17 protein-coding genes and 1 riboswitch are annotated in these 26459 nt (G+C 74.5%); of the genes, 11 read left to right on the plus strand and 6 right to left on the minus strand.

Annotation, left to right across the window (positions count from 1 at the left end; translation table 11 throughout):
* Positions 1 to 29 precede the first annotated feature (29 nt).
* Complete coding sequence (gene purN / locus GWJ10_RS00885) at positions 30 to 671, plus strand: phosphoribosylglycinamide formyltransferase (protein WP_061266881.1); 642 nt, start codon at positions 30 to 32, stop codon at positions 669 to 671.
* Here the strand turns inward: purN and GWJ10_RS00890 are convergent.
* Complete coding sequence (locus GWJ10_RS00890; protein ID WP_241005612.1) at positions 668 to 1288, minus strand: helix-turn-helix domain-containing protein; 621 nt, start codon at positions 1286 to 1288, stop codon at positions 668 to 670. The genes purN and GWJ10_RS00890 overlap by 4 nt on opposite strands.
* A 104-nt stretch (positions 1289 to 1392) precedes the next feature.
* On the opposite strand from GWJ10_RS00890, the gene GWJ10_RS00895 reads away from it, so the two are divergent.
* Both GWJ10_RS00895 and purH read left to right on the plus strand, forming a co-directional pair.
* Positions 1393 to 2775, plus strand: a complete 1383-nt coding sequence (locus tag GWJ10_RS00895; RefSeq protein ID WP_163184499.1) for an MFS transporter — start codon at positions 1393 to 1395, stop codon at positions 2773 to 2775.
* Positions 2776 to 2779: 4 nt separating this feature from the next.
* Positions 2780 to 2868: riboswitch (ZMP/ZTP riboswitch) on the plus strand.
* Positions 2869 to 2928: 60 nt separating this feature from the next.
* Positions 2929 to 4623 (plus strand): bifunctional phosphoribosylaminoimidazolecarboxamide formyltransferase/IMP cyclohydrolase, encoded by a 1695-nt coding sequence (gene purH, locus GWJ10_RS00900; protein ID WP_163184500.1) that lies wholly within the window; start codon positions 2929 to 2931, stop codon positions 4621 to 4623.
* 84 nt (positions 4624 to 4707) lie between these two features.
* Here the strand turns inward: purH and GWJ10_RS00905 are convergent, their stop codons facing one another.
* Complete coding sequence (locus tag GWJ10_RS00905) at positions 4708 to 6102, minus strand: FAD-dependent oxidoreductase (RefSeq protein ID WP_163184501.1); 1395 nt, start codon at positions 6100 to 6102, stop codon at positions 4708 to 4710.
* A gap of 54 nt (positions 6103 to 6156) precedes the next feature.
* Here GWJ10_RS00905 and GWJ10_RS00910 point away from each other — a divergent pair, with 54 nt between their 5' ends.
* A complete protein-coding gene (locus GWJ10_RS00910) occupies positions 6157 to 6588 on the plus strand; it encodes a DUF3017 domain-containing protein (RefSeq protein ID WP_061266885.1) in 432 nt (143 codons plus the stop codon).
* 142 nt (positions 6589 to 6730) lie between these two features.
* Here the strand turns inward: GWJ10_RS00910 and GWJ10_RS00915 are convergent, their stop codons facing one another.
* Positions 6731 to 7789 carry an aquaporin gene (locus GWJ10_RS00915; RefSeq protein ID WP_081600272.1) on the minus strand — a complete coding sequence of 353 codons (1059 nt, stop codon included), beginning with the start codon at positions 7787 to 7789 and terminating at the stop codon, positions 6731 to 6733.
* 373 nt (positions 7790 to 8162) lie between these two features.
* On the opposite strand from GWJ10_RS00915, the gene GWJ10_RS00920 reads away from it, so the two are divergent.
* The 5 genes from GWJ10_RS00920 to GWJ10_RS00940 all read left to right on the plus strand — a co-directional run bounded on the left by GWJ10_RS00920 (position 8163) and on the right by GWJ10_RS00940 (position 21411).
* Entirely contained in the window at positions 8163 to 9380 is a 1218-nt protein-coding gene (locus tag GWJ10_RS00920) for an NADP-dependent isocitrate dehydrogenase (RefSeq protein WP_021482263.1), read from the plus strand.
* Between the two features lie 150 nt (positions 9381 to 9530).
* Positions 9531 to 10517, plus strand: a complete 987-nt coding sequence (locus tag GWJ10_RS00925) for a malate dehydrogenase (RefSeq protein WP_076405127.1) — start codon at positions 9531 to 9533, stop codon at positions 10515 to 10517.
* Positions 10518 to 10691: 174 nt separating this feature from the next.
* The gene (locus GWJ10_RS00930; protein ID WP_163184503.1) at positions 10692 to 14321 is read left to right on the plus strand and encodes an ABC transporter ATP-binding protein; all 3630 of its coding nucleotides are present in this window, start codon (positions 10692 to 10694) and stop codon (positions 14319 to 14321) included.
* Positions 14322 to 14599: 278 nt separating this feature from the next.
* Positions 14600 to 20791 (plus strand): pullulanase-type alpha-1,6-glucosidase, encoded by a 6192-nt coding sequence (gene pulA / locus GWJ10_RS00935; protein WP_206158300.1) that lies wholly within the window; start codon positions 14600 to 14602, stop codon positions 20789 to 20791.
* Between the two features lie 137 nt (positions 20792 to 20928).
* The gene (locus GWJ10_RS00940) at positions 20929 to 21411 is read left to right on the plus strand and encodes a GNAT family N-acetyltransferase (RefSeq protein WP_163184504.1); all 483 of its coding nucleotides are present in this window, start codon (positions 20929 to 20931) and stop codon (positions 21409 to 21411) included.
* Between the two features lie 30 nt (positions 21412 to 21441).
* On the opposite strand, the gene purU is transcribed toward GWJ10_RS00940, so the two are convergent.
* Positions 21442 to 22356 (minus strand): formyltetrahydrofolate deformylase, encoded by a 915-nt coding sequence (purU, locus tag GWJ10_RS00945; protein ID WP_163184505.1) that lies wholly within the window; start codon positions 22354 to 22356, stop codon positions 21442 to 21444.
* 120 nt (positions 22357 to 22476) lie between these two features.
* Here purU and GWJ10_RS00950 point away from each other — a divergent pair, with 120 nt between their 5' ends.
* The gene (locus GWJ10_RS00950) at positions 22477 to 22983 is read left to right on the plus strand and encodes a GNAT family N-acetyltransferase (RefSeq protein WP_021481782.1); all 507 of its coding nucleotides are present in this window, start codon (positions 22477 to 22479) and stop codon (positions 22981 to 22983) included.
* Positions 22984 to 23001: 18 nt separating this feature from the next.
* On the opposite strand, the gene GWJ10_RS00955 is transcribed toward GWJ10_RS00950, so the two are convergent.
* Together GWJ10_RS00955 and GWJ10_RS00960 are read right to left on the minus strand one after the other, a co-directional pair.
* On the minus strand, positions 23002 to 23799 hold the full coding sequence (locus GWJ10_RS00955) for an ATP-binding cassette domain-containing protein (RefSeq protein WP_163184506.1): 798 nt from the start codon (positions 23797 to 23799) through the stop codon (positions 23002 to 23004).
* A complete protein-coding gene (locus GWJ10_RS00960) occupies positions 23796 to 25010 on the minus strand; it encodes an ROK family transcriptional regulator (RefSeq protein ID WP_076405132.1) in 1215 nt (404 codons plus the stop codon). Before GWJ10_RS00960 ends, GWJ10_RS00955 begins: the two co-directional genes overlap by 4 nt.
* Positions 25011 to 25261: 251 nt before the next feature.
* On the opposite strand from GWJ10_RS00960, the gene chvE reads away from it, so the two are divergent.
* A complete protein-coding gene (chvE, locus tag GWJ10_RS00965) occupies positions 25262 to 26386 on the plus strand; it encodes a multiple monosaccharide ABC transporter substrate-binding protein (RefSeq protein WP_076405133.1) in 1125 nt (374 codons plus the stop codon).
* The last annotated feature ends 73 nt before the right edge of the window (positions 26387 to 26459 follow it).

Genomic DNA, 26459 nt, shown 5'->3' on the forward strand with positions numbered 1-26459 from the left:
GCGACCCCTCGAAACCCCGCAGGAGCACCGTGCAGACGCCGTCCGGCCACCCCGTCGAGTCCACCTCCGCCGCCCGCGTCGTCGTGCTGGTGTCGGGGGCGGGCAGCAACCTCGCGGCGCTCCTCGCCGCGCACGACGACGCTGCGTACGGCGCGCGCGTCGTGGGCGTCGTCTCCGACAAGGCGGACGCCGGCGGCCTGGACCTCGCCCGCGAGGCGGGCGTCGCCGCCGTGGTCGTGGCCCCCGGGGACTTCGCGGACCGGGCCGCGTGGAACGAGGCCGTCGCGCAGGCGGTGGACGTGTTCCGGCCCGACCTCGTGGTCCTCGCCGGGTTCATGCGCATCCTCGGCCCCGCGTTCGTGGGCCGCTTCGCGGGCCGCACGCTCAACACCCACCCCGCGCTCCTGCCGTCCTTCCCCGGCGCGCACGGCGTGCGCGACGCGCTCGCCTACGGCGTGCGCGTCACGGGCTGCACGGTCCACGTGGTCGACGACGGCGTGGACACCGGCCCGATCGTCGCCCAGGTCGCGGTGCCGGTCGAGGACGGCGACGACGAGTCGTCGCTGCACGAGCGCATCAAGGTGGCCGAGCGCGCGCTGCTCGTCGAGACCGTGGGGCGCGTGGCGCGCGAGGGCCTGCGCGTCGACGGACGCCGGGTCGTGCTGGGCTAGTCGGCGGGCGTCTCGGCCCGTCGGCCGGAGGCGTCCTCTCCCGGCGGGGGCGCGGGGTCGTCGTCGTCCGCCGGGGGCAGGTCGCGCGGGGCGAGCACCGCGAGCACCTGGTAGGTCTCGCGGCGCGCCTCGGGGTCCGCGCGCCCCTCCTCGAGCGCGCGCGTGTTCCAGCGCCCGACGAGCTCCTGGAGCTCGCGCGACATCGTCGTCGCCTGCTCGGGGCTGAGCACGAGCGTGCTCAGCGCGAGGATCCGGTCCTCGCGCGCACCCATCGCGCTCCCGCGGCGGAACGTCTCCTCGGCCCAGGCGAGCGCCGGGCGGACGACGTGGCGCACCGCGTCCGGCGTCCCGGGCTCCACCGCGTAGGTCTCCGCGACGTTCTTCCAGACGCGGTCCCGCCGGTCCCGGGCGTGCTCGGGCGCCTCGACGATCATGCCCGCCCGGGCGAGGACCCGGAGGTGGAAGCTCACGGAGTTGGCGGGCTCCCCGGTGGCCCGGGCGAGGTCGGCCGCGCGCGCGTGCCCGAGGACGGCGAGCTCCATGAGGATCCGCTGGCGCAGCGGGTGCGCGATCGCGCGCAGCGCCGCGGGGTCCTGGACGTGGAAGGTCTCGAGCACAGGCCGAGGCTAGCAACGCCCGAGTGTTCCGCACGGGGGAGTGCTCACCACAAAGTGCGCAACGACTATTGCGCAACTCTCGTTGCGCACGTAGGTTCTCCTCCATGTCGAACCCACCCCCCGCGCCCCCGGGACCCCGCACCGCTCCGTCGTCCGACCCCGGTGCCACGGTCGGCCTCGCGCCGGACGCGCCGCCGTCGCTCCTGCGCAACCGGTCCTACCTGCTGCTCATGACCGGGCTGACCGCGGAGTCGCTCGGTGCCGGGGTGGCGCTCTTCGCGGTGCCGCTCGTGGCGTACGGGCTCACCGGGTCCGTCGTGCAGGCGGGGGTGGTGGCCGCCGTCGGGCAGGTGGGGGCGCTCCTGGCGACGCTGCCCGCGGGCGTCGTCGCCGACCGCGTGGACCGCCGCCGCCTCGTCGTGGCCGCGGCGACCGTCGGGGCGCTGCTCTGGACGACCGTCGCGGTGGCCGCCGGCACCGGGTCGCTCTCCGCGTGGCACCTCGCCGCCGTCCTGTTCGGGGCCTCCGTCGTCGGTGCGCTCGTGGACCCGGCGACGAGCGGCGCCTTCCGCTCGGTCGTGCCGGTGCCGCAGCTCCCGACGGCGCTCGCGGCCGCCCAGGGCCGGGACGCCGTGGCGAGCCTGCTCGCCGGCCCGCTCGGCGGGGCGCTCTACGCCGTCGCGCACGCCGTGCCGCTCGCCGGGGCCGCGATCGGGCACGCGGCGACCGCGGTGTGCACGTGGCTCGTGCGCGAGCCGCTCAACGGCGACGTCGCGGCCGCGCGCGCCACCCGGCCCCTCGCGGCGCTGCGCGAGGGCCTGCGCTTCGTGTGGTCCGTGCCGCTGTTCCGCGCGCTGCTCGGCCTGTTCGTCGTCATCAACGTCGCGTTCGGCAGCCTCATGGTCGGCATCAACCTCGAGCTCGTGCGGACGGGCACCGCGCCGCTCCTCATCGGCCTGGTCGACCTCGCGGTCGGCGTGGGCGTGCTCGTCGGGGCAGTGCTCGCACCCCGGCTCGTCGCGCGGGTCCGCGCGGGGGCGCTCGTCGTCGCGGCGCTCGGGGTGCTCGCCGCGGGGTCCGTCGTCATGGCCGTGCTGGAGTCGTACGCGGCCTACCTCGCGGTGCTGCCGTTCGCCCTCCTGCTCGTCCCGGCCGTGAACGCGGGCCTGTCGGGGTACGCGGCGGCCGTCACCCCGCCGCAGCTCCAGGGCCGGCTCGCGTCCGTGCTCGGGCTCACCGGCCTCGCGGCGGGCCCGCTCGTCCCGCTCGTCGGCAGCGGGCTCCTCGACCGGTTCGGGCTCGGGACCGCGCTCGCGGTGCTCGCGGGGCTCCTCGTCGTCACGGTCGCGGTCCTCAGCGCGGTCCGCCCGCTCTGGCGGGTCGGCACGCCCGACACCTGGGCCGACGACGCGGCCGCCCTCGCGGCGTCGGGGGTCGTGCCGGGTGCGGTCCCGGCCGAGCCGGGGGCGCCGCCGTCGGGCCGCTAGACTGGACGACGGCCGCGACTGGCGAGGGTGGGAACGACCACCGGGGAGCGGCCGGATCTACCTGCTGGAGCGTCGACCGCCTGGGCGCCTGGGTTCTGCCACTCGCGTCGGCTCCGTCGGCGCGGCGACCGCGACCCAGAGGAGCCCCTCGTCATGTCCCACCCGGCCCCGCACGTGCCCTCCGCCCCCGACGTCCAGCTCACCGACGACTCGCGGCGCCCCGTGCGCCGCGCGCTCCTGAGCGTCTACGACAAGACGGGCCTCGTCGAGCTCGCGACGGCGCTGCACGCCGCGGGTGTCGAGCTCGTCTCCACCGGCTCGACGGCGTCGACCGTCGCGGCCGCGGGCGTCCCGGTGACGAAGGTCGAGGACCTCACCGGGTTCCCCGAGTGCCTCGAGGGGCGGGTCAAGACGCTCCACCCGCGCGTGCACGCCGGCATCCTCGCGGACTCGCGCAAGGCCGACCACCTCGCGCAGCTCGACGAGCTCGGCATCGCGCCGTTCGAGCTCGTCGTCGTCAACCTCTACCCGTTCGCCGCGACCGTGGCGTCGGGCGCGGGGCCGGACGAGGTCGTCGAGCAGATCGACATCGGTGGTCCGTCGATGGTCCGGGCGGCGGCGAAGAACCACCCGAGCGTCGCGGTCGTCGTGGACCCGGCCCGGTACGACGACGTCGTCGCGGCCGTGCAGGCGGGCGGCTTCACCTACGCGCAGCGCAAGGCGCTCGCCGCCGCGGCGTTCGTGCACACCGCGACCTACGACGTCGCCGTCGCGTCCTGGATGGGCAACGTCGTCGCGCCGACGGACGCGGTCCCGGTCGAGGGCGGCGCCGAGGGCGAGACGGTGAGCACGGGCTTCCCGGCGTGGATCGGCGCCACGTGGGACCGCGCCGACGTGCTGCGGTACGGCGAGAACCCGCACCAGCGCGCCGCGCTCTACACGGTCGGCCACGGCGCGACGGGGCTCGCCCAGGCGACGCAGCTCCACGGCAAGGCGATGAGCTACAACAACTACGTCGACGCCGACGCCGCGTGGCGCGCCGCGCACGACCACGACGAGCCGGCCGTGGCGATCATCAAGCACGCGAACCCGTGCGGCATCGCGGTCGGCACGGACGTCGCCGAGGCGCACGCGCGCGCCCACGCGACCGACCCCGTGTCGGCCTACGGCGGCGTCATCGCCGCGAACCGCGTGGTGACGAAGGCAGCCGCCGAGCAGATCGCGCCCGTCTTCACCGAGGTGGTCGTGGCGCCCGGGTTCGAGCCGGACGCGCTCGAGGTGCTGCGGGCGAAGAAGAACCTGCGTCTCCTCGTCGTCGACGCCCCGCCGACGACGACCGTCGAGACCCGCCCGGTCAGCGGCGGGCTGCTCGTGCAGAGCACGGACCGGGTCGACGCGGTCGTGACCGACGCCGAGGGGAACGTCACCGGCGGCGACGCGCCCGAGCACTGGACGCTCGTCACGGGCGAGGCCGCCGACGACGCGACGCTCGCCGACCTCGCGTTCGCGTGGCGCGCGATCCGCGCGGCGAAGTCGAACGCGATCCTCCTCGCGCGCGACGGGGCCGCCGTCGGGGTCGGGATGGGGCAGGTCAACCGCGTCGACTCGTGCCGCCTCGCGGTCGAGCGCGCCAACACGCTCGCGGACGGCGAGGAGCGGGCCCGGGGCGCCGTCGCGGCGTCCGACGCGTTCTTCCCGTTCGCGGACGGCCTGCAGATCCTGCTCGACGCCGGCGTGCGCGCCGTCGTCGCGCCGGGTGGGTCCATCCGCGACGCCGAGGTGATCGAGGCCGCCCGGGCCGCGGGCGTGACGATGTACTTCACGGGGACGCGTCACTTCGCGCACTGACCCGTCCCGCTCGACGGCCCGCCGGTCCTCGGACCGGCGGGCCGTCGCGCTCGCGGTCGCGGGCGAGGGGGCGAGGCGAGGGCGTCAGGCGAGGGCGTCGCGCAGGCGCCGGGCCGGGTCGAGCGCGACGTCGAGGTCGACGCGCAGGCGGCCCGTCCGGTTCATCGCCTTGCGCACGGGGCCGACGTCGCGCGGCGAGTCGACCAGGAGCACGGCCCGGACGTCGGTGCCCCGGGCGGTCGGGTCGTCGGCGGCGGGGCCGCCGGGCTCGGAGCGTGCCGCGGGCGCGAGGTAGAACGCGGCCCAGCCCTCGTGGCCGGTGGCGCCGCCCGCGGGGTCGCCGCGCAGCACGACCTCGTCGCCCTCGGCGGGCACGCCGAACAGCGCGAGGTCGTGCCCGAGCTGCTGGGAGAACACGTACGGCGCGTGCGCGGCCCGGTCGCCGCCGTCGCCGAGCAGCGCCGCGACGGTCGCGTCCGGGTCGTGGAGCGCCGCCGACCAGTGCCCGCCCGGGACAGGACCGAGCACGGGGTGGTCGCGGTTCGCGCAGTCGCCGACCGCCCAGAGGCCGGGCAGCCCCGGCACGGCGCCGTCCGCGTCCACGGTGACGCCGCCGCGCGCGTCGCGGGGCACGACGCCGTCGAGCCAGTCGGTGGCGGGGCGGGCGCCCACGGCGGCGAGCACGACGTCGGCCGGCAGCTCGCGGCCGTCGGCGAGCCGGACGCCGTCGGGCCGGACCTCCGCGACGGTGGCGCCGGTGACGAGCTCGGCACCCGCGGCCGCGTACCAGGGCGCGAGGTGCACCCCGACGTCCGGGCCGAGCTGGCGGTGCAGCGGCGCACCCGCGGCCTCGACGACGGTGACGTGCGCACCGGCGCCCGCCGCGACGCCGGCGAGCTCCGCGCCGATCCACCCGGCCCCGACGAGGACGAGGCGCAGGCCCGGCCGGAGCGCGGCGCGCAGGGCGTCGGCGTCGGCCGTGGTGTGGAGCACGCGCGCGTGCTCCCAGCCGCGCGGCCGCACGGGCACGGAGCCGACCGCGAGCACGACGGCGTCGGCGACGAGGCGGTCGCCCGACCGCGTCTCGACGGACCAGCCGGAAGCGTCGGCGGTCCCGACCCGCTCGAGGCGCACGGCCGGGTCGGCGAGGCGGACGTCGTCGGCGAGCGCGTCGACGTCCACCCCGAGGTCGTCGGCGAGCCACGCGGGGGAGGGCCGGCTGAGGAGCTCCTTCGACAGGGGCGGGCGGTCGTACGGCGGCACGCCCTCCGCGCCGAGCAGCGTGACGCGCCCGGTGTAGCCGCGGCGGCGGAGCGCGGCGAGGGTCTGGGCGCCCGCGAGCCCGGCGCCGACGACGACCACGGACGACGGCGGCCCGCCGTCGTGCCGGGTGGTCGCCGGGCCGGCCGCAGGGCCGGTCGCGGGATCGGTCGAGGTGGCGGGGGGAGCGGACGGGACCGGCGGCACGACGGACGGCATGCACGTCACGCTAGGGCACGACGGTAGGCTTCCGGGCGTGGAAGGTGCAGCAGCGTGAGCGACGTCACCGCGGACGGGGGGACGCGGCACCGGCCACGCGCGACGCTCGTGCCGGTGTGGCACCACGTCGACGACGAGACCGGCGACGGGACGGCTCCCGAGGGCGCCCCGGTGCCCGACGACGCGACCCCGCCCCCGGTGCCCGAGCCGCCCGCGAGCCTCGCGCCGTCCCGCCAGCCCGCGATGTGGCTGGTCCTCGCGGGCGTCGCCGTCGCCACGGTCGTGGCCGTCCTCGCCGGTGCGCGGGCGGGCTGCTTCGCGCTCTCCGGGCTGCTCGCCGTCGCGGGCGTGTGCCGCGCGGCGATCCCGGGCCCCGGCCCGGTCGGCATCACCGTCCGGTCGCGCGGGCTCGACGTCTTCTTCTTCCTCGCCCCCGCCGCGGTCATGGCGTTCCTCGCGCTGAGCCTGGACCAGGGCGAGCTCTGACCTCCCCGCGCGGAGCACGGCCGACGTGCGATCCGCGCGACGAGCGCCCCGCACGCCGAGCGACCGGCACGAGGTGCGACCTGCACGACGACGGGCCCGGACCGCGTGCGCGGTCCGGGCCCGTCGGGCGTGCGAGAAAGGGTCAGGCCCGCGGGGCCGTGCCCTCACCGGGGGCCGGGGCGTCGGGGTCGTCCGTCTCGACGACCTCCTCGACCGCGACCACGTCACCGTTCTCGTCCGTGACGACGACCGCCTCCTCGACGACGGTGCCCGCACCGGCGCCGACGACGGCCGCGCCCGCACCGGCGGCGGCGCCACCGGCGACCTCGGCCTCGGTCAGCGTGACGACGTGGTCCTCGCCGAGCAGGTCGTCCTGCTTCGGGGCGAACGCGAACGCCCGGTAGAAGAGGCCCGCGATCGCGGCGCCGAGGAGCGGCGCGACCCAGAAGACCCACTGCTGCTTCCACAGGTCCCCGTCGCCCGCGAAGACGGCCGACGCCATGGAGCGGGCCGGGTTGAGCGAGGCGTTCGTGACGGGCACCGCGACGAGGATCAGGGCGGTGAGGGTGAGGCCGATGACGACCGGCGCGTACTGCACGGTCGCGCGCTTGTCGGTCACGCCGAGGATCACGCCGACGAACACCGCGGTCGCGATGGTCTCGATGAGCAGCGCGGCGAGCAGCCCGAACTCGGTGCCGCCCTGCGACGCCGTGGAGAGGGACGAGAAGTCGCCGTAGCCGTTCGCGGTCGAGACGAACAGGCCGCCGCGGTCCTCCTGCCCGACGAGCGCGGGCAGAGAGTTCGGGACGGTGGCGAGCAGGACGAGGCCCGCGAGGAGCGCGCCGACGAGCTGCGCGACCCAGTAGGGCAGCACGTCGCGCCACGCGGTGCGGCCGCCGATGGCGGCGCCGAGCGTCACCGCCGGGTTGAAGTGGCCGCCGGAGACGTTGCCGACGGCGGCGGCGCCGGCGAGCAGCGCGAGGCCGCCCGCGAGAGCGACCGCGAGGGCGTTCTGCTGGCTGACGAAGGTGTACAGCGCCACACCGATGATCGCGAGGACGAGGAAGAACGTGCCGAAGACCTCGGCGCCGAGGCGCGCGAGGAGGCTGGGCTGGACGACAGCGACGGCCTCGGTCTGCGCGGGGCGCGCGTCGTCGACGTAGCCCTCCGGTGCGCCGGGAGCGGTGGTGTCCTGGGACATGATGATCCTGTCTGGTTCGGTGGGAACTTCGGGCAGTCCCGGCCCGGTGTGCCGCGGTGCGGCACCGGCGGGCCGTCGGGACGACGGCACGATGCCTGACCGAGTGCCCGGCCATTCCGGCATCTGGGGGCATCTTGCCACCACCACCCGGGAGATGCGTGGAAATCTGCGGTGCTGCACCTGAGAACGGACGCCGGGTCTCACGATCCGAACGGTCCGCCGGGCGTCGCCAAAGTATCTTGACGTCGAGAAGTCGAGTACCCTGGACCGCGGTCAGCAACGCCCTCGTGTGCGACGGACCGGGCCCACGGGCCGCACGGTCGCCGTCCGACACCCGGGGGCTCCAGTCCCCGACAGTTGGAGCGATCTGCGCATGGGCAAGATCAAGGTCGTCAACCCGGTCGTCGAGCTCGACGGCGACGAGATGACGCGCATCATCTGGCAGTTCATCAAGGACCGCCTCATCCACCCGTACCTCGACGTGGACCTCAAGTACTACGACCTGTCGATCCAGAACCGCGACGCGACCGACGACCAGGTCACGATCGACGCCGCGCACGCGATCAAGCAGTACAACGTCGGCGTCAAGTGCGCGACGATCACGCCCGACGAGGCGCGCGTCGAGGAGTTCGGCCTGAAGAAGATGTGGGTCTCGCCGAACGGCACGATCCGCAACATCCTCGGTGGCGTCGTCTTCCGCGAGCCGATCATCATCTCCAACATCCCGCGCCTCGTGCCGGGCTGGAACAAGCCGATCATCATCGGCCGCCACGCCCACGGCGACCAGTACAAGTCGACGAACTTCAAGGTCCCTGGTCCGGGCAAGATCACGATGACGTTCGAGCCGGCCGACGGCTCCGAGGCGCAGAAGTTCGAGGTCGTGACCATGCCCGAGGAGGGCGGCGTCGCGATGGGCATGTACAACTTCAACGAGTCGATCCGCGACTTCGCGCGCGCCTCGTTCGCGTACGGCCTCCAGCGCGAGTACCCCGTGTACCTCTCGACGAAGAACACGATCCTCAAGGCCTACGACGGCGCCTTCAAGGACATCTTCCAGGAGGTGTTCGACGCCGAGTTCGCCGAGGCGTTCGCCGCCAAGGGCCTCACCTACGAGCACCGCCTCATCGACGACATGGTCGCCTCGGCCATGAAGTGGGAGGGCGGCTACGTCTGGGCCTGCAAGAACTACGACGGCGACGTCCAGTCCGACACCGTCGCGCAGGGCTTCGGCTCGCTCGGCCTCATGACGTCGGTCCTCATGACCCCGGACGGCCAGACCGTCGAGGCCGAGGCCGCGCACGGCACGGTGACGCGCCACTACCGCCAGCACCAGCAGGGCAAGCCGACGTCGACGAACCCGATCGCGTCGATCTTCGCCTGGACGCGTGGCCTCATGCACCGCGGCAAGCTCGACGGCACGCCGGAGGTCACCGAGTTCGCGCAGACGCTCGAGGACGTCGTCATCAAGACGGTCGAGTCCGGCAAGATGACGAAGGACCTCGCGCTCCTCATCGGCCCGGACCAGGAGTGGCTGACGACGGAGGAGTTCCTCGCCGCGCTCGACGAGAACCTCAAGGCGCGCCTGGGCTGACCGGCCCGCACCGCACGACCGACGGCGGCGTCCCCTGCGCAGGGGGCGCCGCCGTCGTCGTGCCCGGGTGTGCTCGGGGAGCGAGAGTCGGCACCGGCGGGCGCGCCGCCCCGCGCGTCCGGGCGGGTCGCGTTGTGGGAGAGTGAGCGCATGACTTCCCCCGTGAACGTGACGGTGACCGGCGCGGCCGGTCAGATCGGTTACGCGCTGCTGTTCCGCATCGCGTCGGGCCAGATGCTCGGCCCCGACACCCCCGTGCGCCTGCGCCTCCTCGAGATCCCGCAGGGTGTGAAGGCCGCCGAGGGCACGGCCATGGAGCTGGACGACTGCGCGTTCCCGCTGCTCGCCGGCATCGACATCTTCGACGACCCGACGCCCGCGTTCGAGGGCACGAACGTCGCGCTGCTCGTCGGCGCCCGTCCGCGCGGCCCGGGCATGGAGCGCGGCGACCTGCTCGAGGCGAACGGCGGCATCTTCAAGCCGCAGGGCCAGGCGATCAACGCGGGTGCGGCGGACGACGTCCGCGTCCTCGTCGTCGGCAACCCCGCGAACACGAACGCGCTCATCGCGGCGTCGAACGCGCCCGACGTCCCGAAGGACCGGTTCACCGCGATGACGCGCCTGGACCACAACCGCGCGCTCACGCAGGTCGCGAAGCGTGCGGGCGTCCCGGTGTCCGAGGTGCGCAAGGTGACCATCTGGGGCAACCACTCGGCCACGCAGTACCCCGACCTCTTCCACGCGGACGTCGCGGGCACGCCGGGCGCGCGGCTCGCCGAGGACCGCGAGTGGCTGGAGAGCACGTTCATCCCGACCGTCGCGAAGCGCGGCGCGGCGATCATCGACGCGCGCGGCGCCTCGTCGGCGGCGTCGGCGGCGAACGCGGCGATCGACCACGTGCACGACTGGGTCCTCGGCACGCCCGAGGGCGACTGGACGAGCGCGGGCGTCGTGTCGGACGGGTCGTACGGCGTCCCGACCGGCCTCATCTCGTCGTTCCCGGTGGTCTCGCGCGGCGGGTCGTGGGAGATCGTCCAGGGCCTGGAGCTCTCGGAGTTCTCGCGCGGGCGCGTCGACGCGTCGGTCGCGGAGCTCCAGGAGGAGCGTCAGGCCGTCGAGGAGCTCGGCCTGGTCTGAGCCGTACCGCCGCGGCCCGGGTCCTTCGGGACCCGGGCCGCGCTGCGTCCGGGGCCGACCCGAGCCGACGCTGGCCGGCCCGGGTCGTCCCCGCGCCGACCGGGCCGGGCAGGGGCTGCGGGCGGCGAAAATCCCTGCGTCGGCGGGGGTGGGTCGCCGTAGGGTCGTGGGGCCATGATCGACGCCTCCCTGCCGACCGAGCAGCCCACGAACCCCCCGTCCGACCCGCACGCCGCGCCGTCGGCCGCCGCCCCGCGCTCGACCGACCCCGCCCGGCGCCTGGACTGGCGCCGCCTGCGCGGGCCGCAGGCCGTCCTCGCGCTGCTCGCGCTCACCGTCGGCGCGGTCGGCGCCGCGCTGGGCACCGTCATCGCCGGGTGGCTCGCCGAGGACCCGACGACGGCGACGCTCCAGCTCCTCGCCGCGTGCGTCGTCGGGGCGGCGCTGCTCGACACCGTCGGCCAGGTCGTGTGGGCGGGCGTCGTCGACCGCGCCGAGGGCCGCCTGCGCGGCGACCTCCTCACCGCGGCGCTGCACCAGCCGCTCGCCACGCTCACGGAGCAGGCGGTCGGCGAGGTGCTCGACCGCGTCGACGACGACACGCACGCCGTCGGCACGCTCGTGCGCCGTCAGCTCTGGGGCGCGGGCCGCACCGTCGTCGGCGTGCTGCCGATGTGGGTCGTCGCCGGCCTCACCTGGTGGCCGGCGTGGGTCCTCTTCCCGGTGCTGGGGGCGGTCGCGTGGTTCATCGTGCGCCCGATGCTGGGCGAGATCGCGCGCCGCAAGGTCATCGAGGAGATGGCGTGGACGGACCACGCCGCGGCGTTCGAGGAGTCCGTCGCCGCGCGGGACGACCTGCGCACGAGCCTCGGGCAGTCGTTCGCGATCCGGCGCCTCGCCGAGCGCTCTGCCCGGGTGCACCGGAAGTTCGAGGCCGTGCTCGTCGTCGAGGCGCGCATGCTCCGCCGTGCCGGCCTCGTGCTCGCCTCGCTGCTCGCGGGCGTTGCCGTGGCGGGCGCCGCGCTCGCCGCGGACGGCGACCTGGGCGTCGACCGGCTCGTCACCCTGTTCCTCGTGACCGCGCTCTTCGTCGGGCAGGTGGACAACCTGGTCCACCACCTCCCGGACATCCAGGAGGGCCTGGGCGCGCTCACGCGCATCCGGCAGATGCTCGCCGTCGAGCCCGAGCCGACGGGCGGGCGCACGCTGCCCGCCGGGCCGGTCGGGATCGAGGTGCGCGACCTGCACTTCTCCTACGCCGAGGGCACGTTCGCGCTCGACGGGGTGGACCTGCACGTGCCCGCGGGGGAGACGGTCGCGCTCGTCGGGCGCACCGGCTCGGGCAAGTCGACCCTCGCGTCGCTGCTCTCGCGCGCGGTCGAGCCGCCGCGCGGCGCCGTGCTCGTCGGCGGCGTGGACGTGCGCGACCTCGACCTCCAGGCGCTGCGCGCGGCGGTCGGCGTCGTCACGCAGCGCACCGAGATCCTCGCGGGCACGCTCGCGGAGAACGTCGCGCTGTTCGCGGACGTCCCGCGCTCCGACGTCGAGGCCGCCGTGCGCGAGCTGCGGCTCGACGACTGGGTCGCGGGCCTGCCCGACGGCCTGGACACCCTGCTCGGTCCCGGCGGGACGTCGCTCTCGGCGGGGGAGGAGCAGCTCGTCGCGTTCGCGCGCCTGCTGGTCCGCGACGTGCAGGTCGTCGTGCTCGACGAGGCGACGGCGCGCATGGACCCGCTCACGGAGGCGCGCGTCGTCGCCGCGTCGGAGCGGCTGCTCGCGGGGCGCACGGGCGTGCTCGTGGCGCACCGGCTCACGACGATCGAGCGGGCCGGGCTGCTGGCCGTCCTCGACCACGGCCGGGTCGTGCAGCAGGGCGAGCGCGCCGCGCTCGCCCACGCCCCCGGTCCCTACCGCGACCTGCTCGTCGCGAGCGTCGCGCAGGACGGCGGACCGCGCGGCGACGACGTCGACGACCTCGCGCCCGGCGACCCGGCGCCCGCCGCCGCGCCCGCGGCCGCGCAGGACCATGCGGGCGCCGAGGGCGACACGCCCGCGGCCCCCGCCTCCGACGCGGTCGGCGGACGCCGACGGCGCGGCGAGCCACCGGTCCTCGACGACCCGGGCGACGGGCCGAGCCTCGCGCGCGGCGTCGCGCACGCCCTGTTCGTCCGCCCCGCGTGGGGCGTGGTGGGCGCGGTCCTGTTCCTCGTCACGAGCCTCGTCTCGGCCCAGGGTGCCGTCACCGGCTTCCTCTGGGGCCAGGCGGTCCAGGACCTCGACTCCGGCTTCCCGGCGCGCCAGCTCGTGCCGCTCGCCGTGCTGCTCGTGGTCGCGCCGCTGTGCCTCGCGTGGGCGCTGTACGTCTACCCGCGCTGGTGGGTCGAGGTGCTGCTGCGCGTGCGCATGGCGGTCATGGCGGGCCAGACCCGCCAGCACCGGCTCACGGCCACGCCGCCCGGCGAGGTCGTCGCCCGCGCCATGGACGCCGACCGGTTCGTCCGGTACGCCGACCGCTGGGTCGACTTCGTCAACGGCCTCGTCATCGCGGGCGTCACCGCGCTGCTCAGCCGGTCGTGGCTCGCCGGCGCGGTGCTCCTCGCCGTCATGGTGGTGTCCGCGGCGGCGTCGGCGCTCGGGCGGCCGATCGCCGGGCGGTCGGCGACCCGCTCGTCGGCCGCGCGCGCCCGGTTCGGCCGCGCGCTCGTCTCGGCGCTCGACTCCGCGCGGACGGTGAAGCTCGCCGCCCGCACGCCGCAGGTGCACGCGCACCTGCGCGAGGTGGACGCCGGGCGCGTGCGCGCCGCCGTCTTCGAGCACCGCGTGCAGGCCGCGCTCGACGGTGTCCCCCTCGTCATGATCCAGCTCGGCGTCGTCGCGGCGTGGGCCGGGCTGCTCACCGGGACGTGGGACCTCGCGACGGCGCTCCTCGTCGCCAACGCCGTGACCGGCTTCGGCTGGTTCGGGGTCGTCGCGGGCGCCGTCGTGACCGAGGCGCCCGGCACGCGCTCGTGGCAGCGCGCGACGAGCCGGTTCGCCGCCGGGACGGACCTCATGGACCTGCCGCCCGGCGTCGACCTGCTCACGGGCGCCGCCCCCACGCCCGACCCGGGCCCCCGGCGGCCGCTCGAGCGGATCGACCTGGACGGCGTGACCGCGCTGCACGACGACGGCACGATCGGCGTCCAGGACGTGGACCTGTCCGTCGGCCGCGGCGAGCTCGTCCTGCTGCTCGGGCAGGTCGGCGCGGGCAAGTCGAGCCTGCTCTCGGCGCTCGCGGGCCTCATGGAGCACACGGGCCGCATCCGCTGGAACGGCACGGACGTCGTCGACGCCCAGACGTTCCTGCGGCCGGGCCAGGTCGCGCACGTCGCGCAGGTGCCGCGCGTGCTCTCCGGGACGTTCGCGGACAACGTGCGGCTCGGCCACGAGCGCGACGTCCACGGGCCCGTCGCGGCCGCGCGTCTCGAGCGGGACGTCGTCGAGGCGGGCGGGCACGAGGCGCTCGTCGGGCACCGCGGCGTCCGGCTCTCGGGCGGCCAGGTCCAGCGGCTCGCCCTGGCGCGGGCGCTCGCGACCGACGCCGAGCTGCTGCTGGCCGACGACGTCTCCAGCGCGCTCGACGCGGCGACGGAGATCGAGCTGTGGGAGTCGCTGCGCGAGCGGGGGACCACGGTCGTGGGCGCGACGTCCAAGCGCGCGGCGCTCGCCCGGGCGGACCGCGTGGTCGTGCTCGACGAGGGCCGGGTCGCCGCCGTCGGGCCGTGGTCCGAGCTCGCCCCGCGCTGGGGCCATCTCGCGGGCTGACCACCGCGACCTCCCGGACCCGGGGCCGCCCCCGTCAGGACCTCCTGAGCGGGGCGACCCCGGGTTCGTCGTGTCCGGGCAACGGCGTTGCACGGCGCGGGCGCGTCGTTTGCCGAACCTTGCTGCAACTTTCTGCAACCAGTACAGTTCGGCTCAGCCGTACGCTGAGAAAGCCGCGGTCGACGTCGCCCGCTGCTGGTCCCGTCGTCCGCGTCCTTGCCGGCACCTGCCTGCTCACGCCTGCGGTCCCGCACCAGCCACCGGACGAGGGAGTCCTCATGACCTCCACGCCGCGACGTCGCCGCGTCCCGCGCACACCGTCGCCCCACCCATCCGACACCACGCCCCGCCGCACGCGCGGGGCCCGCACGACGGCGTCGGTCACCGCCGTCGCGCTCGCCACCTCGGGCCTCGCGGGCGTCACGCTCGCCGCGTTCGCCGCCCCCGCCGCGGGGGCCGACGAGCGCACGCTCGCCCTCGTGGGCGACCTCCAGTCCGAGCTCGGCTGCCCCGCCGACTGGGACCCCGCGTGCGCGGCGACCGAGCTCGCGCCCACCGACGCCGCCGGCATCTGGTCCGCCGACTTCGAGGTGCCCGCGGGCACCTACGAGTACAAGGTCGCCTACGACGACGCGTGGGACGAGGCGTACGGGCGCGAGGGCGGCCAGGACAACGCGCCCCTCGTGCTCGGCGGCGACGCGACCGTGCGCGTCACGTTCGACGAGTCGACCCACCGCATCGCGCTCACGCCGCTCGGGCTCGCGGGCGGCTACGACGAGGCGCAGGACGCCGACCTCGTGGTGCCCCCCGTGCGCCAGCCCGGGTCGGACGAGCGCTTCTACTTCGTCATGACCGACCGGTTCGCGAACGGCGACCCGTCGAACGACACGGCGGGGCTCGGCGACGACCCGCTCGTCTCCGGGTTCGACCCGACGAACAAGGGCTTCTACCAGGGCGGCGACATCGCGGGCCTGCGGCAGAACCTCGACTACGTCGAGGGCCTCGGCACGACGGCGATCTGGCTCACGCCGTCGTTCAAGAACCAGCCGGTCCAGGGCACGGGCGCCGACGCGTCGGCGGGCTACCACGGCTACTGGATCACCGACTTCACGCAGATCGACCCGCACCTCGGCACCAACGCCGAGCTCGAGGCGCTCATCGACGAGGCGCACGACCGCGGGATCAAGGTCTACTTCGACATCATCACGAACCACACGGCCGACGTGATCGACTACGAGGAGAAGCAGTACTCGTACGTCGACCAGGCCACGTCGCCGTACCGCGACGCCGAGGGCACCGTGTTCGACCCGGCGGACCACGCGGGCACCGGCGACTTCCCGGCGCTGGACGCCGCGACGTCGTTCCCGTACACGCCGGTCGTCCCCGCGGGCAAGGAGGACCTCAAGGTCCCGGCCTGGCTCAACGACCCGACGCTGTACCACAACCGCGGCAACTCGACGTGGACCGGGGAGTCCGTGACGTACGGGGACTTCGACGGCCTCGACGACCTCATGACCGAGCACCCGACGGTCGTCGACGGGTTCGTCGACGTCTACCAGGACTGGATCGACCTCGGCATCGACGGCTTCCGCATCGACACCGTCAAGCACGTGAACTTCGAGTTCTGGGAGACGTGGACCACCGAGGTCCTCGACTACGCGCACGCGCAGGGCAAGGACGACTTCTTCATGTTCGGCGAGGTGTACGACGCCGACGCGGCGAAGCTCTCGCCCTACGTGCGCAAGACGGACATGAGCTCGACGCTGGACTTCACGTTCCAGTCCGCCGCGACGAGCTTCGCGAGCGGGAACAGCGCCAAGGGCCTCGCGTCGCTCTTCGCGAGCGACGACATGTACACGACGCCGACGACGAACGCGCAGGCGCTGCCGACGTTCCTCGGCAACCACGACATGGGCCGCGTCGGGTACATGCTCGCGAGCACCGACGACCCGCTCGCGCGCGACGAGCTCGCGCACGACCTCATGTACCTGACCCGCGGGCAGCCGGTCGTGTACTACGGCGACGAGCAGGGCTTCGCGGGGAAGGGCGGCGACAAGGACGCGCGCCAGACCCTGTTCGCGACCCAGGTCGACGAGTACGCCGACCAGCCGCTCGTCACCGGCGAGCAGGCGGGCAGCGTGGACCGCTTCGGCACCGACGCGCCGCTCTACGCGCACATCGCCGAGCTCGCCGCGCTGCGCGAGGCGCACCCGGCGCTGGGCGACGGCGCCCAGGTGGAGCGCTACGTCGAGAACGGCGCGGGCGTGTACGCGTTCAGCCGCGTCGACCGAGAGGAGAAGGTCGAGCACCTGGTCGCACTGAACAACGCGGCGCAGGAGCGGACGGCGACGTTCACGACCCTCACGCCCGGCGCCTCGTACGAGGTGCTCTACGGCGAGCAGGCCGCCCCCGTCACCGCCGACGCCGACGGCGTCGTCACGCTGACCGTCCCGGCGACGGGCACGGTCGTGCTGCGGGCCGACCGCGAGGTCGGCGCGGACTCGTCGGGCGACATCGCCCTCACCGTGCCGCAGGCCGGGGGAGCGGTCACGGGCGTCGCGCCGGTGACCGCCACCGTCGACCCGGACGCGTGGGCCGAGACGTCGTTCGCGTGGCGCGAGGTCGGGAGCGCCGAGTGGCACCCGCTCGGCACCGCGGAGGACACGGCACCGCGCGTCTTCCACGACGTCGCGGGGCTCGCCGACGGCACGCTCGTCGAGTACCGCGCGGTGACGACCGACGCCGACGGCGACCGCGCCGCCGCGTCCACGTTCGCGAGCGTCGGGGTCGACGTGAGCGGGGTCGTGGGCGAGGAGCCCGAGCCCGAGATCGACCTCGTGACCGTGCCCGGCAGCCACAACGCGGCCATGGGCTGCGCGGGCGACTGGGCACCCGGCTGCGAGGCCGCGAAGCTCACGAAGCGCGCGGACGGCGTCTACGCGGGCACGTTCGACGTCCCCGCCGGGACGTACGAGTACAAGGTCGCGATCAACGGTTCGTGGACCGTGAACTACGGCGTCGGCGGTGTGCAGGACGGCACCAACGCGACGTACACGACGGCCGGCGGCCCGGTGACGTTCTACTGGGACCCGGTGAGCAAGGACTTCTCGAGCACCGCGCAGGGGCCGATCGTCACGCTCGCGGGCTCGTTCCAGGACCAGGTCGGCTGCCCCGGCTCGTGGGCGCCCGACTGCCTGGCGTCCTGGCTCAAGGACCCGGACGGCGACGGTGTCTACACCTGGTCGACCGACCGCCTCGCGGCCGGCGCGTACGAGGGCAAGGTCGCGCACGGCCTGAGCTGGGCCGAGAACTACGGCGTCGGCGGCGCGCGCGACGGGGCGAACTACCAGTTCTCCGTCGGCGACGGCGAGCTGGTCACGTTCTCCTACGACCTCGCGTCCCACGTCCTGACGATCGACGTCGCGAACCCGCCGCTCCCGGGCACCGGCCAGCAGGCCGCGCACTGGGTGCGCGAGGGCGTCGTCGCCTGGCCGGGCGACCTCGGCACGGGCGACGAGTGGACCCTGTGGTCCGCCCCGGAGGGCGGGCTCTCGGTCACCCCGGGCGGCGCCGACGGCGAGGTGCAGGCCCCGGAGGGCACGGCGTCGTACACGCTCCAGGTCGACCCGTCGGGCCTGCCCGACGACGTCGCGGCCGAGTTCCCCGCGCTCGCCGGGCACACCGCGCTGCGCGTGCTCGACGACGGCGAGCCGCTCGACCGCGCGGAGGTCGAGGCGGCGCTCATGGGCCAGCTGCTCGTCACCCGGGCCGACGACGGCGCGCTCACGGCCGCGACCGGGGTCCAGGTGCCGGGCGTCGTCGACGACCTGTTCGCCGAGGACGCCGCCGAGCGCGAGCTCGGCGTCTCGTGGCACGCCAACGGCAAGTGGGCGTCGTTCGCGCTGTGGGCGCCGACGGCGAAGGCCGTCTCGGTGCTCGCGTGGCCCGCGGGGGCGTCGCTCGACGACGACCCGCGCCGGTTCGAGGCAGCCCGCCAGGCCGACGGCACGTGGACCCTCGACGGCAAGGCGGCCGACAAGAAGCTCGGCGGCGCGGCCGTCGGCTGGAAGGGCGCGCGCTACCTCTACGAGGTGCAGGTCTACGTCCCGAGCACGGGGAAGGTCGAGACGAACGTCGTCACCGACCCGTACTCGGTGGGCCTGACGCTCGACTCCACGCACTCGGTGGCCGTCGACCTCGACGACCCCGCGTTCCGCCCGAGCGCCTGGGAGGGCACGCCCGCCCCGGTCGTCGAGCGGTCGGTCGACCAGACGATCTACGAGCTCCACGTCCGGGACTTCTCGATCGCCGACGAGACGGTCCCGGCGGAGCGGCGCGGCACGTACCTCGCGTTCGCGGAGAAGGACTCGGCCGGCATGACGCACCTGCGCGAGCTCGCGGACGCGGGCGTCACCACGGTGCACCTGCTCCCGACGTTCGACATCGCGTCGATCCCCGAGGACCGCGCGGCCCAGGCCACGACCGGCGACCTCACCGGGTTCGCGCCCGACTCGCCCGAGCAGCAGGCCGCGGTCGCGGCGGTGCAGGCGCAGGACGGGTTCAACTGGGGCTACGACCCGTGGCACTTCAGCACGCCGGAGGGGTCGTACGCGGTCGACGCGGACGGCGGCGCGCGCGTGGCCGAGTTCCGCACCATGGTCGGCTCGCTCCACGGTGCCGGGCTGCAGGTCGTGCTCGACCAGGTGTTCAACCACACCGCCGCGAGCGGGCAGGACGCGAAGTCCGTCCTCGACAAGGTCGTGCCGGGCTACTACCACCGGCAGAACCCGACCACCGGCTCCGTCGAGACGAGCACGTGCTGCCAGAACGTCGCGACCGAGCACGCGATGGCGGGCAAGCTCATGGTCGACTCGGTCGTCACGTGGGCGAAGGACTACCGCGTCGACGGGTTCCGCTTCGACCTCATGGGCCACCACTCGAAGCAGAACATGCTCGACGTCCGGGCCGCGCTCGACGAGCTCACGCTCGCCGAGGACGGCGTCGACGGGAAGTCCGTCTACCTGTACGGCGAGGGCTGGGACTTCGGCGAGGTCGCGGGCAACGCGCTGTTCGAGCAGGCCACGCAGGGCCAGCTCGGCGGCACGGGCATCGGGACCTTCTCCGACCGGCTGCGCGACGCGGTGCACGGCGGCTCGCCCGTCGACGGCGCCACGACGTTCACGCAGGGCTTCGGCACGGGCCTGGCGACCGACCCGAACGGGCAGCCCGCCCGGGCGGGGGAGCCGGGGACCGTGAACGACGGGTCCGCAGACGAGCTCGCCGACCTCGGTCACCAGACCGACCTCGTGCGTCTCGGCCTCGCGGGCAACCTGCGCGACTACACGCTCGTCACGTCGACGGGCGAGGAGAAGCGCGGCGACGAGATCGACTACCGCGGGGCGCCGGCCGGCTACGCCGACTCGCCCGAGGAGGTCGTGACCTACGTCGACGCGCACGACAACGAGACGCTGTTCGACCTGCTCGCGCTCAAGCTCCCGGCCGACACGCCGATGGACGAGCGCGTGCGCATGAACACGGTCTCGCTCGCGACCGCGGCGCTCTCCCAGACGCCGTCGTTCTGGCACGCGGGCACCGACCTGTTGCGGTCGAAGTCGCTCGACCGCAACAGCTACGACTCGGGCGACTGGTTCAACGCGATCGACTGGACCGGTCAGGACAACGGGTTCGGCAAGGGCCTGCCGATGGCGGCCGACAACGAGGACAAGTGGCCGCTCATGGCCCCGCTCCTCGCGGACCCGGCGCTCAAGCCGTCGCCCGACGACATCGCCACCGCGTCTGCGCAGGCGCAGGACCTCCTGCGGCTGCGGCACTCGACCGAGCTGTTCCGGCTCGGCGACCCGGAGCTCATCCGGGAGAAGGTCACCTTCCCGGGTGCCGGGCCGGACCAGGTTCCGGGCGTCGTGGCGATGGCGGTGGACGACACCGTCGGCACCGACGTCGACCCCGCGCTCGACGGTCTGCTCGCCGTCTTCAACGCCTCCCCGGACGAGGTCACCGTCCCGCTGTCCGCGCTCGCGGGCCGCGAGTACGTGCTCTCGCCCGTGCAGCAGGAGGGGAGCGACGACGTCGTGCGCGGCACCGCCTGGGACGTGGCCACCGGCACGGTGACCGTCCCCGGGCGGTCCGTCGCCGTCCTCGTGGAGCCGCAGGCCGGGGCGGAGCTGCCCGTGTCCGTCGACGTGCAGACGCGCTGCCTCGCGGGCAAGGCGTACGTCGCGGTCCGGGCGACGAACGACGGCGCCGTGCCGGTCGACGTCCGGCTCGCCACGCCGTTCGGGCAGAAGGCGGTCGCGGACGTCGCGCCCGGCAAGAACGCCTACCAGTCGTTCGCGACGCGCCAGAAGGCGGTCGCGGCCGGCGAGGCCACGGTGACCGCCACCGCGGTGGTCGACGGCGAGGAGGTCACCTCGACCTTCACCGTCGAGCACGAGGCGGTCACCTGCTCCTGAGCCGAACGCCGAGGTAGAGCCCTGGTCCTCACCAGGGCTCTACCTCGGCGGACCGTGGCTCTCCCTCGGGGGACCTCGGCTCTCCCTCGGGAGCTCCCTGTGCTCTGTTCGCGGGGCGGGTGCTACGGTCGCGAGCCGTGACCACCTCGCCCCGGCCCGCCGTCCGCCCGACGGCGGGACTCGCCTTCCGCCCGGCCGTCGCCGCCGACCTGCCCCGCGTGGTCGGGCTCATCGCCGACGACGCGATCGCCCGCGACCGCACCGGCGACGTCGGCCCGGAGCACGAGGCGGCGTTCGCCGCGATCGACGCGGACCCGAACAACGCCCTGGTCGTCGTGGAGCGTGACGGCGAGGTCGTGGGCACCATGCAGCTCACCGTGGTCCCGGGCATCTCCCGCCGCGGAGCCTCCCGGCTGCTGGTCGAGGCGGTCCGCGTGGACCGCCGGCTGCGGGGCCGGGGCGTCGGCCGGGCCATGATGGCGTGGGCCCACGCGTGGGGGCGGGACCGCGGCTGCACCCTCGCGCAGCTCACGTCCGACAAGCGGCGCGACGACGCCCACCGCTTCTACCGGTCGCTCGGCTACGAGCAGTCCCACGAGGGGTTCAAGCTGCCGCTCTGACGGCGGCCGCGCGCGGCCGCCGTCCGGGCCTCAGCGGAAGACGACCGTGCGATGCCCGTCGAGCAGCACCCGGTGCTCGGCGTGCCACCGCACGGCGCGCGCGAGCGTCTGGCGCTCGACGTCCTCGCCGATCGCGACCAGGTCCTCGACGCGGCGGGAGTGGTCCACGCGCTCGACGTCCTGCTCGATGATCGGGCCCTCGTCGAGGTCGCCGGTCACGTAGTGCGACGTCGCGCCGATGAGCTTGACGCCGCGGTCGTGCGCCTGGGCGTAGGGCCGCGCGCCCTTGAAGCTCGGCAGGAACGAGTGGTGGATGTTGATGATGCGGCCGGGCATCTCGCGGCACAGGTCGTCGGAGAGGATCTGCATGTAGCGCGCGAGGACGACCAGCTCGACGTCGAGCTCGTCGACGAGCGTGCGCAGCCGGGCCTCCGCCTCGGCCTTGGTGTCGCGGGTCACGGGCACGTGGTGGAACGGCTTGCCGTAGAAGGTCGCGATGTCCTCGAGGTCCCGGTGGTTGCCGACGACGCCGACGACGTCGATCGGCATGCCCTGCGAGCGCTCGCGGTAGAGCAGGTCGACGAGGCAGTGCGGCGCCTTCGAGACCATGAGCAGGGTGCGCACCCGGCGCCCCACGACGTCGAGCTGCCACGTCATCGCGAAGCGCGCCGCGACCTCGCCGACGGCGTGCTCGATCGCGTCGCGCGACGCGGCCGCCGTGACCTGGACGCGCATGAAGAACAGGCCCGAGAGCGGGTCGCCGAACTGCTGCGACTCGGTGATGTTGCCGCCGAGGCGCGCGAGGGCCCCCGCGACCGCGTGCACGATCCCCGGACCGTCGGGGCACGAGAGCGTGAGGACCCAGTGCGTGGGGTCGTCGGTCGGGGGCTGCGCGGCGGGGGCGTCGGTCGCGCGGGGCGCGACGCCGGGGTCAGTCGTGGACACCCCTCAGAGGGTAGTCGCGCACCCCGGCGGGTGCGGCCGTCGTCCCGCCCGCGGACGGGGGCGCCCGACATCACCCGGGACGCCGCGGTACCGCGCGCGGATGTCTGACACCATGAGCCCATGAGCGACGCGCAGATCACGACCCGCCTCGTCACCGACGCCGAGGCAGGTGAGCTCCTGACCCTGCGCCGGGCGGCGTTCGTCACCGAGGCGCAGCTGTACCAGGACCCGAACATCCCCCCGCTGACCCAGACCCTCCACGAGCTGCGCGAGGACCTCGCGCGCGAGGACGTCGTGACGATCGGCGCCTGGCTCGGCCCGCGCCTCGTCGGCTCCGTGCGCGTCGAGATCGAGGAGACCAAGGCGACGCTCGGACGGCTCGCCGTGGCACCCGACATGCAGGGACGCGGCATCGGCACGCAGATGCTCTTCGAGGTGCTGCCGTACCTGCCGGAGCAGACCACCGAGATCTGGGTCTTCACGGGCAAGGACTCCAAGCAGAACCTCGCCATGTACACCAAGCACGGCTACGAGGAGCAGTACGACAAGGCGGCCGGCGACCTCACCTACACCTACCTGCGCCGCATCCTCGGCGCCGCCGAGGTGGGCGACGAGCCCCGCGCCTGACGGGCGTCGCGGGGGCCCTCAGCCCCGCGGGCCGAAGGGTCCGGCGTTCACCCGGTCGCGCGAGCCGCCGACGCCGGTCGTCGCCCCGGTGATCGCGGCGATGATCTCCTCGTAGCTCGCGCCGGGACCGGAGAAGCTGCCGTTGTTGCGTCCGTGGCGCAGCACCTCGACGCGGTCGGCGACGGCGCGCACGTCGGTCATGTTGTGGCTGATGAGGATGACCGCGTGCCCCATGTCGCGCAGCCGCTGGATGTGCGTGAGGACCTCCGCGGACTGCGCGACAGAGAGCGCCGCGGTCGGCTCGTCGAGCACGACGATCCGGGGCTCGCCGAGCAGCGTGCGCGCGATCGCGACGCTCTGGCGCTGCCCGCCGGAGAGCGTCGAGACCGGCACCCGCACCGACGGCACGCGGGCGTTGAGGTCGGCGAGCACGCGGCGCGCGGTCTCCTCCATGGTGACCTCGTCGAGCCCGCGACCGCGGCGCAGCTCGCGCCCCAGGTAGAGGTTCGAGACGACGTCGAGGTTGTCGCACAGCGCGAGGTCCTGGAAGACGGTGGCGATCCCGAGGGCGTGCGCGGCCACGGGGCTCGGGATGGTGACGGGCACGCCGTCGGACTCGATCATGCCGGCGTCCGGGGTGAGCACGCCCGCGACGATCTTCGCGAGGGTCGACTTCCCGGCGCCGTTGTCGCCGACGAGCGCCACGACCTCGTGGCGGTGGATCTCGAGCTCGACGCCGGTGAGCGCCTGGACGGCGCCGAAGGACTTGTCGATGCCGTGCAGCGCGAGCGCCGGCGGGGCGGGGGTGGAGGTCACGACGGGTCACCTTCGGTGGAGGGGGAGGGCGCGACCGCGAGGCCGTCGTTGGCCAGGTCGGTCGCGGCGAGCGCGAGGGCGAGCGCGCCGAGGATCTCGGCGCGGGCGCCCAGGTCGGAGGCGAGGACCTCGACCGGGGCGATGGTGTTGGGCACGAGGTGGCGGCGCATCGACTCGCGCAGCGGGCCGAGGAGCACGTCACCGGTCGCGGCGAGCTCGCCGCCCACGACGACGGCCCGGGGGTTGAGCGCGGTCGCGAGAGCGGCGACCACGGCGCCGATGCGGTCGCCGGCGTCGGCGACGACGCGCCGGCAGCCGGGGTCGCCGTCGAGCGCCTCCTGGACGAGGTCGTTCAGGGTGAGCTCCCCGTGGCTCGTGCGGACGAGCGCGAGCAGGGCGTCGGAGCCGACGACGGTCTCCAGGCACCCGCGGTTGCCGCACCGGCAGATGGGCCCGGACGGGTCCACCTGGACGTGGCCGATCTCGCCCGCGGTGCCGGCGTAGCCGCGGTGGAGCCGACCCCCGAGCACGATGCCGGCGCCCGTGCCGTACGACGCGCGCACGAAGATCGAGTCGCGGTACCCCCGGGTCGCGCCGAGCTGGTGCTCGGCGAGCGCCGCGAGGTTGGCGTCGTTGTCGACCAGCACGGGCCGGGCCAGGCGCTTGGCGAGCACCTGGCCCACGTGGACGTCGTCCCAGCCCCGCAGGACGCCGCGCACCGAGATCATCCCGGTGTCCTCGTCGACGGGGGCGGGCAGGGCGACGCCGACGGTCAGCAGCTCGTCCATGGAGGCCCCGACGCGCTCGAGCAGCTCGACGACGAGCAGCGCCGCACGGTCGAGGCCCGTGTCGAGGCGGTGGTCGACGGGCAGCGGCATGTGCTGCTCGGCGAGGATCTCGCGGTTCGGGTCCCCGAGGGCCACGGTGAGGCGACGCCGCCCGAACTGGACGGCGGCCACCACGCCGAGCCGCCGGGCCAGCGTGACCATCTGCGCGCGGCGCCCGGAGCGAGACGTGGGGCGTGTGTCGACGACCCCGGCGCCCGTGAGCTCCTTGACGATCGTCGACACGGTCGCCGTCGAGAGCCCCGTCGCCTCCGCGAGCTCGACCTGGGTCAGCCCTCCGTAGCGACGGATCGCGTCGACGATCCGGAGTCGGTTCGCTTCTCGGAGGGAGGTCTGCGATCCGGGGGTGGACCGGTCGCTGTTCACAGGCCGCAGATTACACGTTCGGCCCGTTCTCGGACGGGTCGGAGCGCGGCTCACCCGATGAGTTAGAGCCTCGAACACAATTCGGTAAAGGTGGCCACCTAGCGCTTGACTGTCGAACTCAACCCTGGCTACGTTCCCTGCCGTGCCCGTGGAAGCGGTCCCGTCCGACGTCGGACGCCCGCACGAGAGCCACGGCCCGTCGTGCCGCCCGGGAACGGGGGCACGGCCTTCGACGACGAGAGGGAACGACGATGACGTCCTTGCGCAGAAGGGTCGCCGCGCTCGCGGGGACCGCACTCCTGGTCGGTTCGCTCGCCGCGTGCAGCGCGGAGCGGGCGAGCGAGTCGGGTGACGGCGAGACGACCGCCGACGCGGGGGAGACCCTCGTCGGCATCGCGATGCCGACCCGTAGCCTCGAGCGCTGGAACAACGACGGCGAGCACCTCGAGGGCCTGCTCCAGGAGGCCGGGTTCGAGACGACGCTGCAGTACGCCGACAACAAGGTCGACCAGCAGATCACGCAGCTCCAGAACATGATCAACCAGGGCGCCGACGTGCTCGTCATCGCCTCGATCGACGGCACCGCGCTCGGCCCGGTGCTCGACCAGGCGGCCGAGAACGACGTCCCGGTCATCGCGTACGACCGCCTCATCAACGGCTCCGAGCACGTCGACTACTACGCGACGTTCGACAACGAGCTCGTCGGGACGCTCCAGGGCCAGTTCATCGTCGACCAGCTGGGCCTCGAGGGCGGCGCCGGGCCGTTCAACCTCGAGCCGTTCTCCGGCTCGCCCGACGACAACAACGCGAAGTTCTTCTTCAAGGGCGCGTGGGACGTGCTGAGCCCCTACATCGAGTCGGGGCAGCTCGTCGTGCCGTCCGGCAAGGCGCCCGCGACGGCCGACGACTGGGCGTCGATCGGCATCCAGGGCTGGGAGTCCGCGAAGGCCCAGTCGGAGATGGAGAACCGGCTCAACTCCTTCTACACGGACAAGAAGGTCGACGTCGTCCTGTCGCCGAACGACTCGCTCGCGCTCGGCATCGAGCAGGCGCTCGAGGGCGCGGCCTACACGCCGGAGGACTGGCCGATCGTCACGGGGCAGGACGCCGACGAGGCGAACGTGAAGAACATGCTCGCGGGCAAGCAGTCCATGACGGTGTGGAAGGACACGCGCACGCTCGGCGACCAGGTCGCCACGATGGTCCAGCAGATCGTCGAGGGCGGCGAGGTCGAGGTCAACGACACCGAGACGTACGACAACGGCGCCAAGGTCGTGCCCTCGTACCTGCTCCCGCCGGAGGTCGTCACGGCCGACACGGTCGAGGACCGGCTCGTCGGGTCGGGCTTCTACACCGCCGAGCAGCTCGGTCTGTGACCGGGGCGGGGCTGCCGCGCGCCGCCCCGCCCGCCCGCCCGGCCCCACGACCACTCGTGGGGCCGGGCGGGAC

This window comes from Cellulosimicrobium sp. SL-1, assembly GCF_011033075.1.
GTDB classification, from domain to species: domain Bacteria; phylum Actinomycetota; class Actinomycetes; order Actinomycetales; family Cellulomonadaceae; genus Cellulosimicrobium; species Cellulosimicrobium funkei.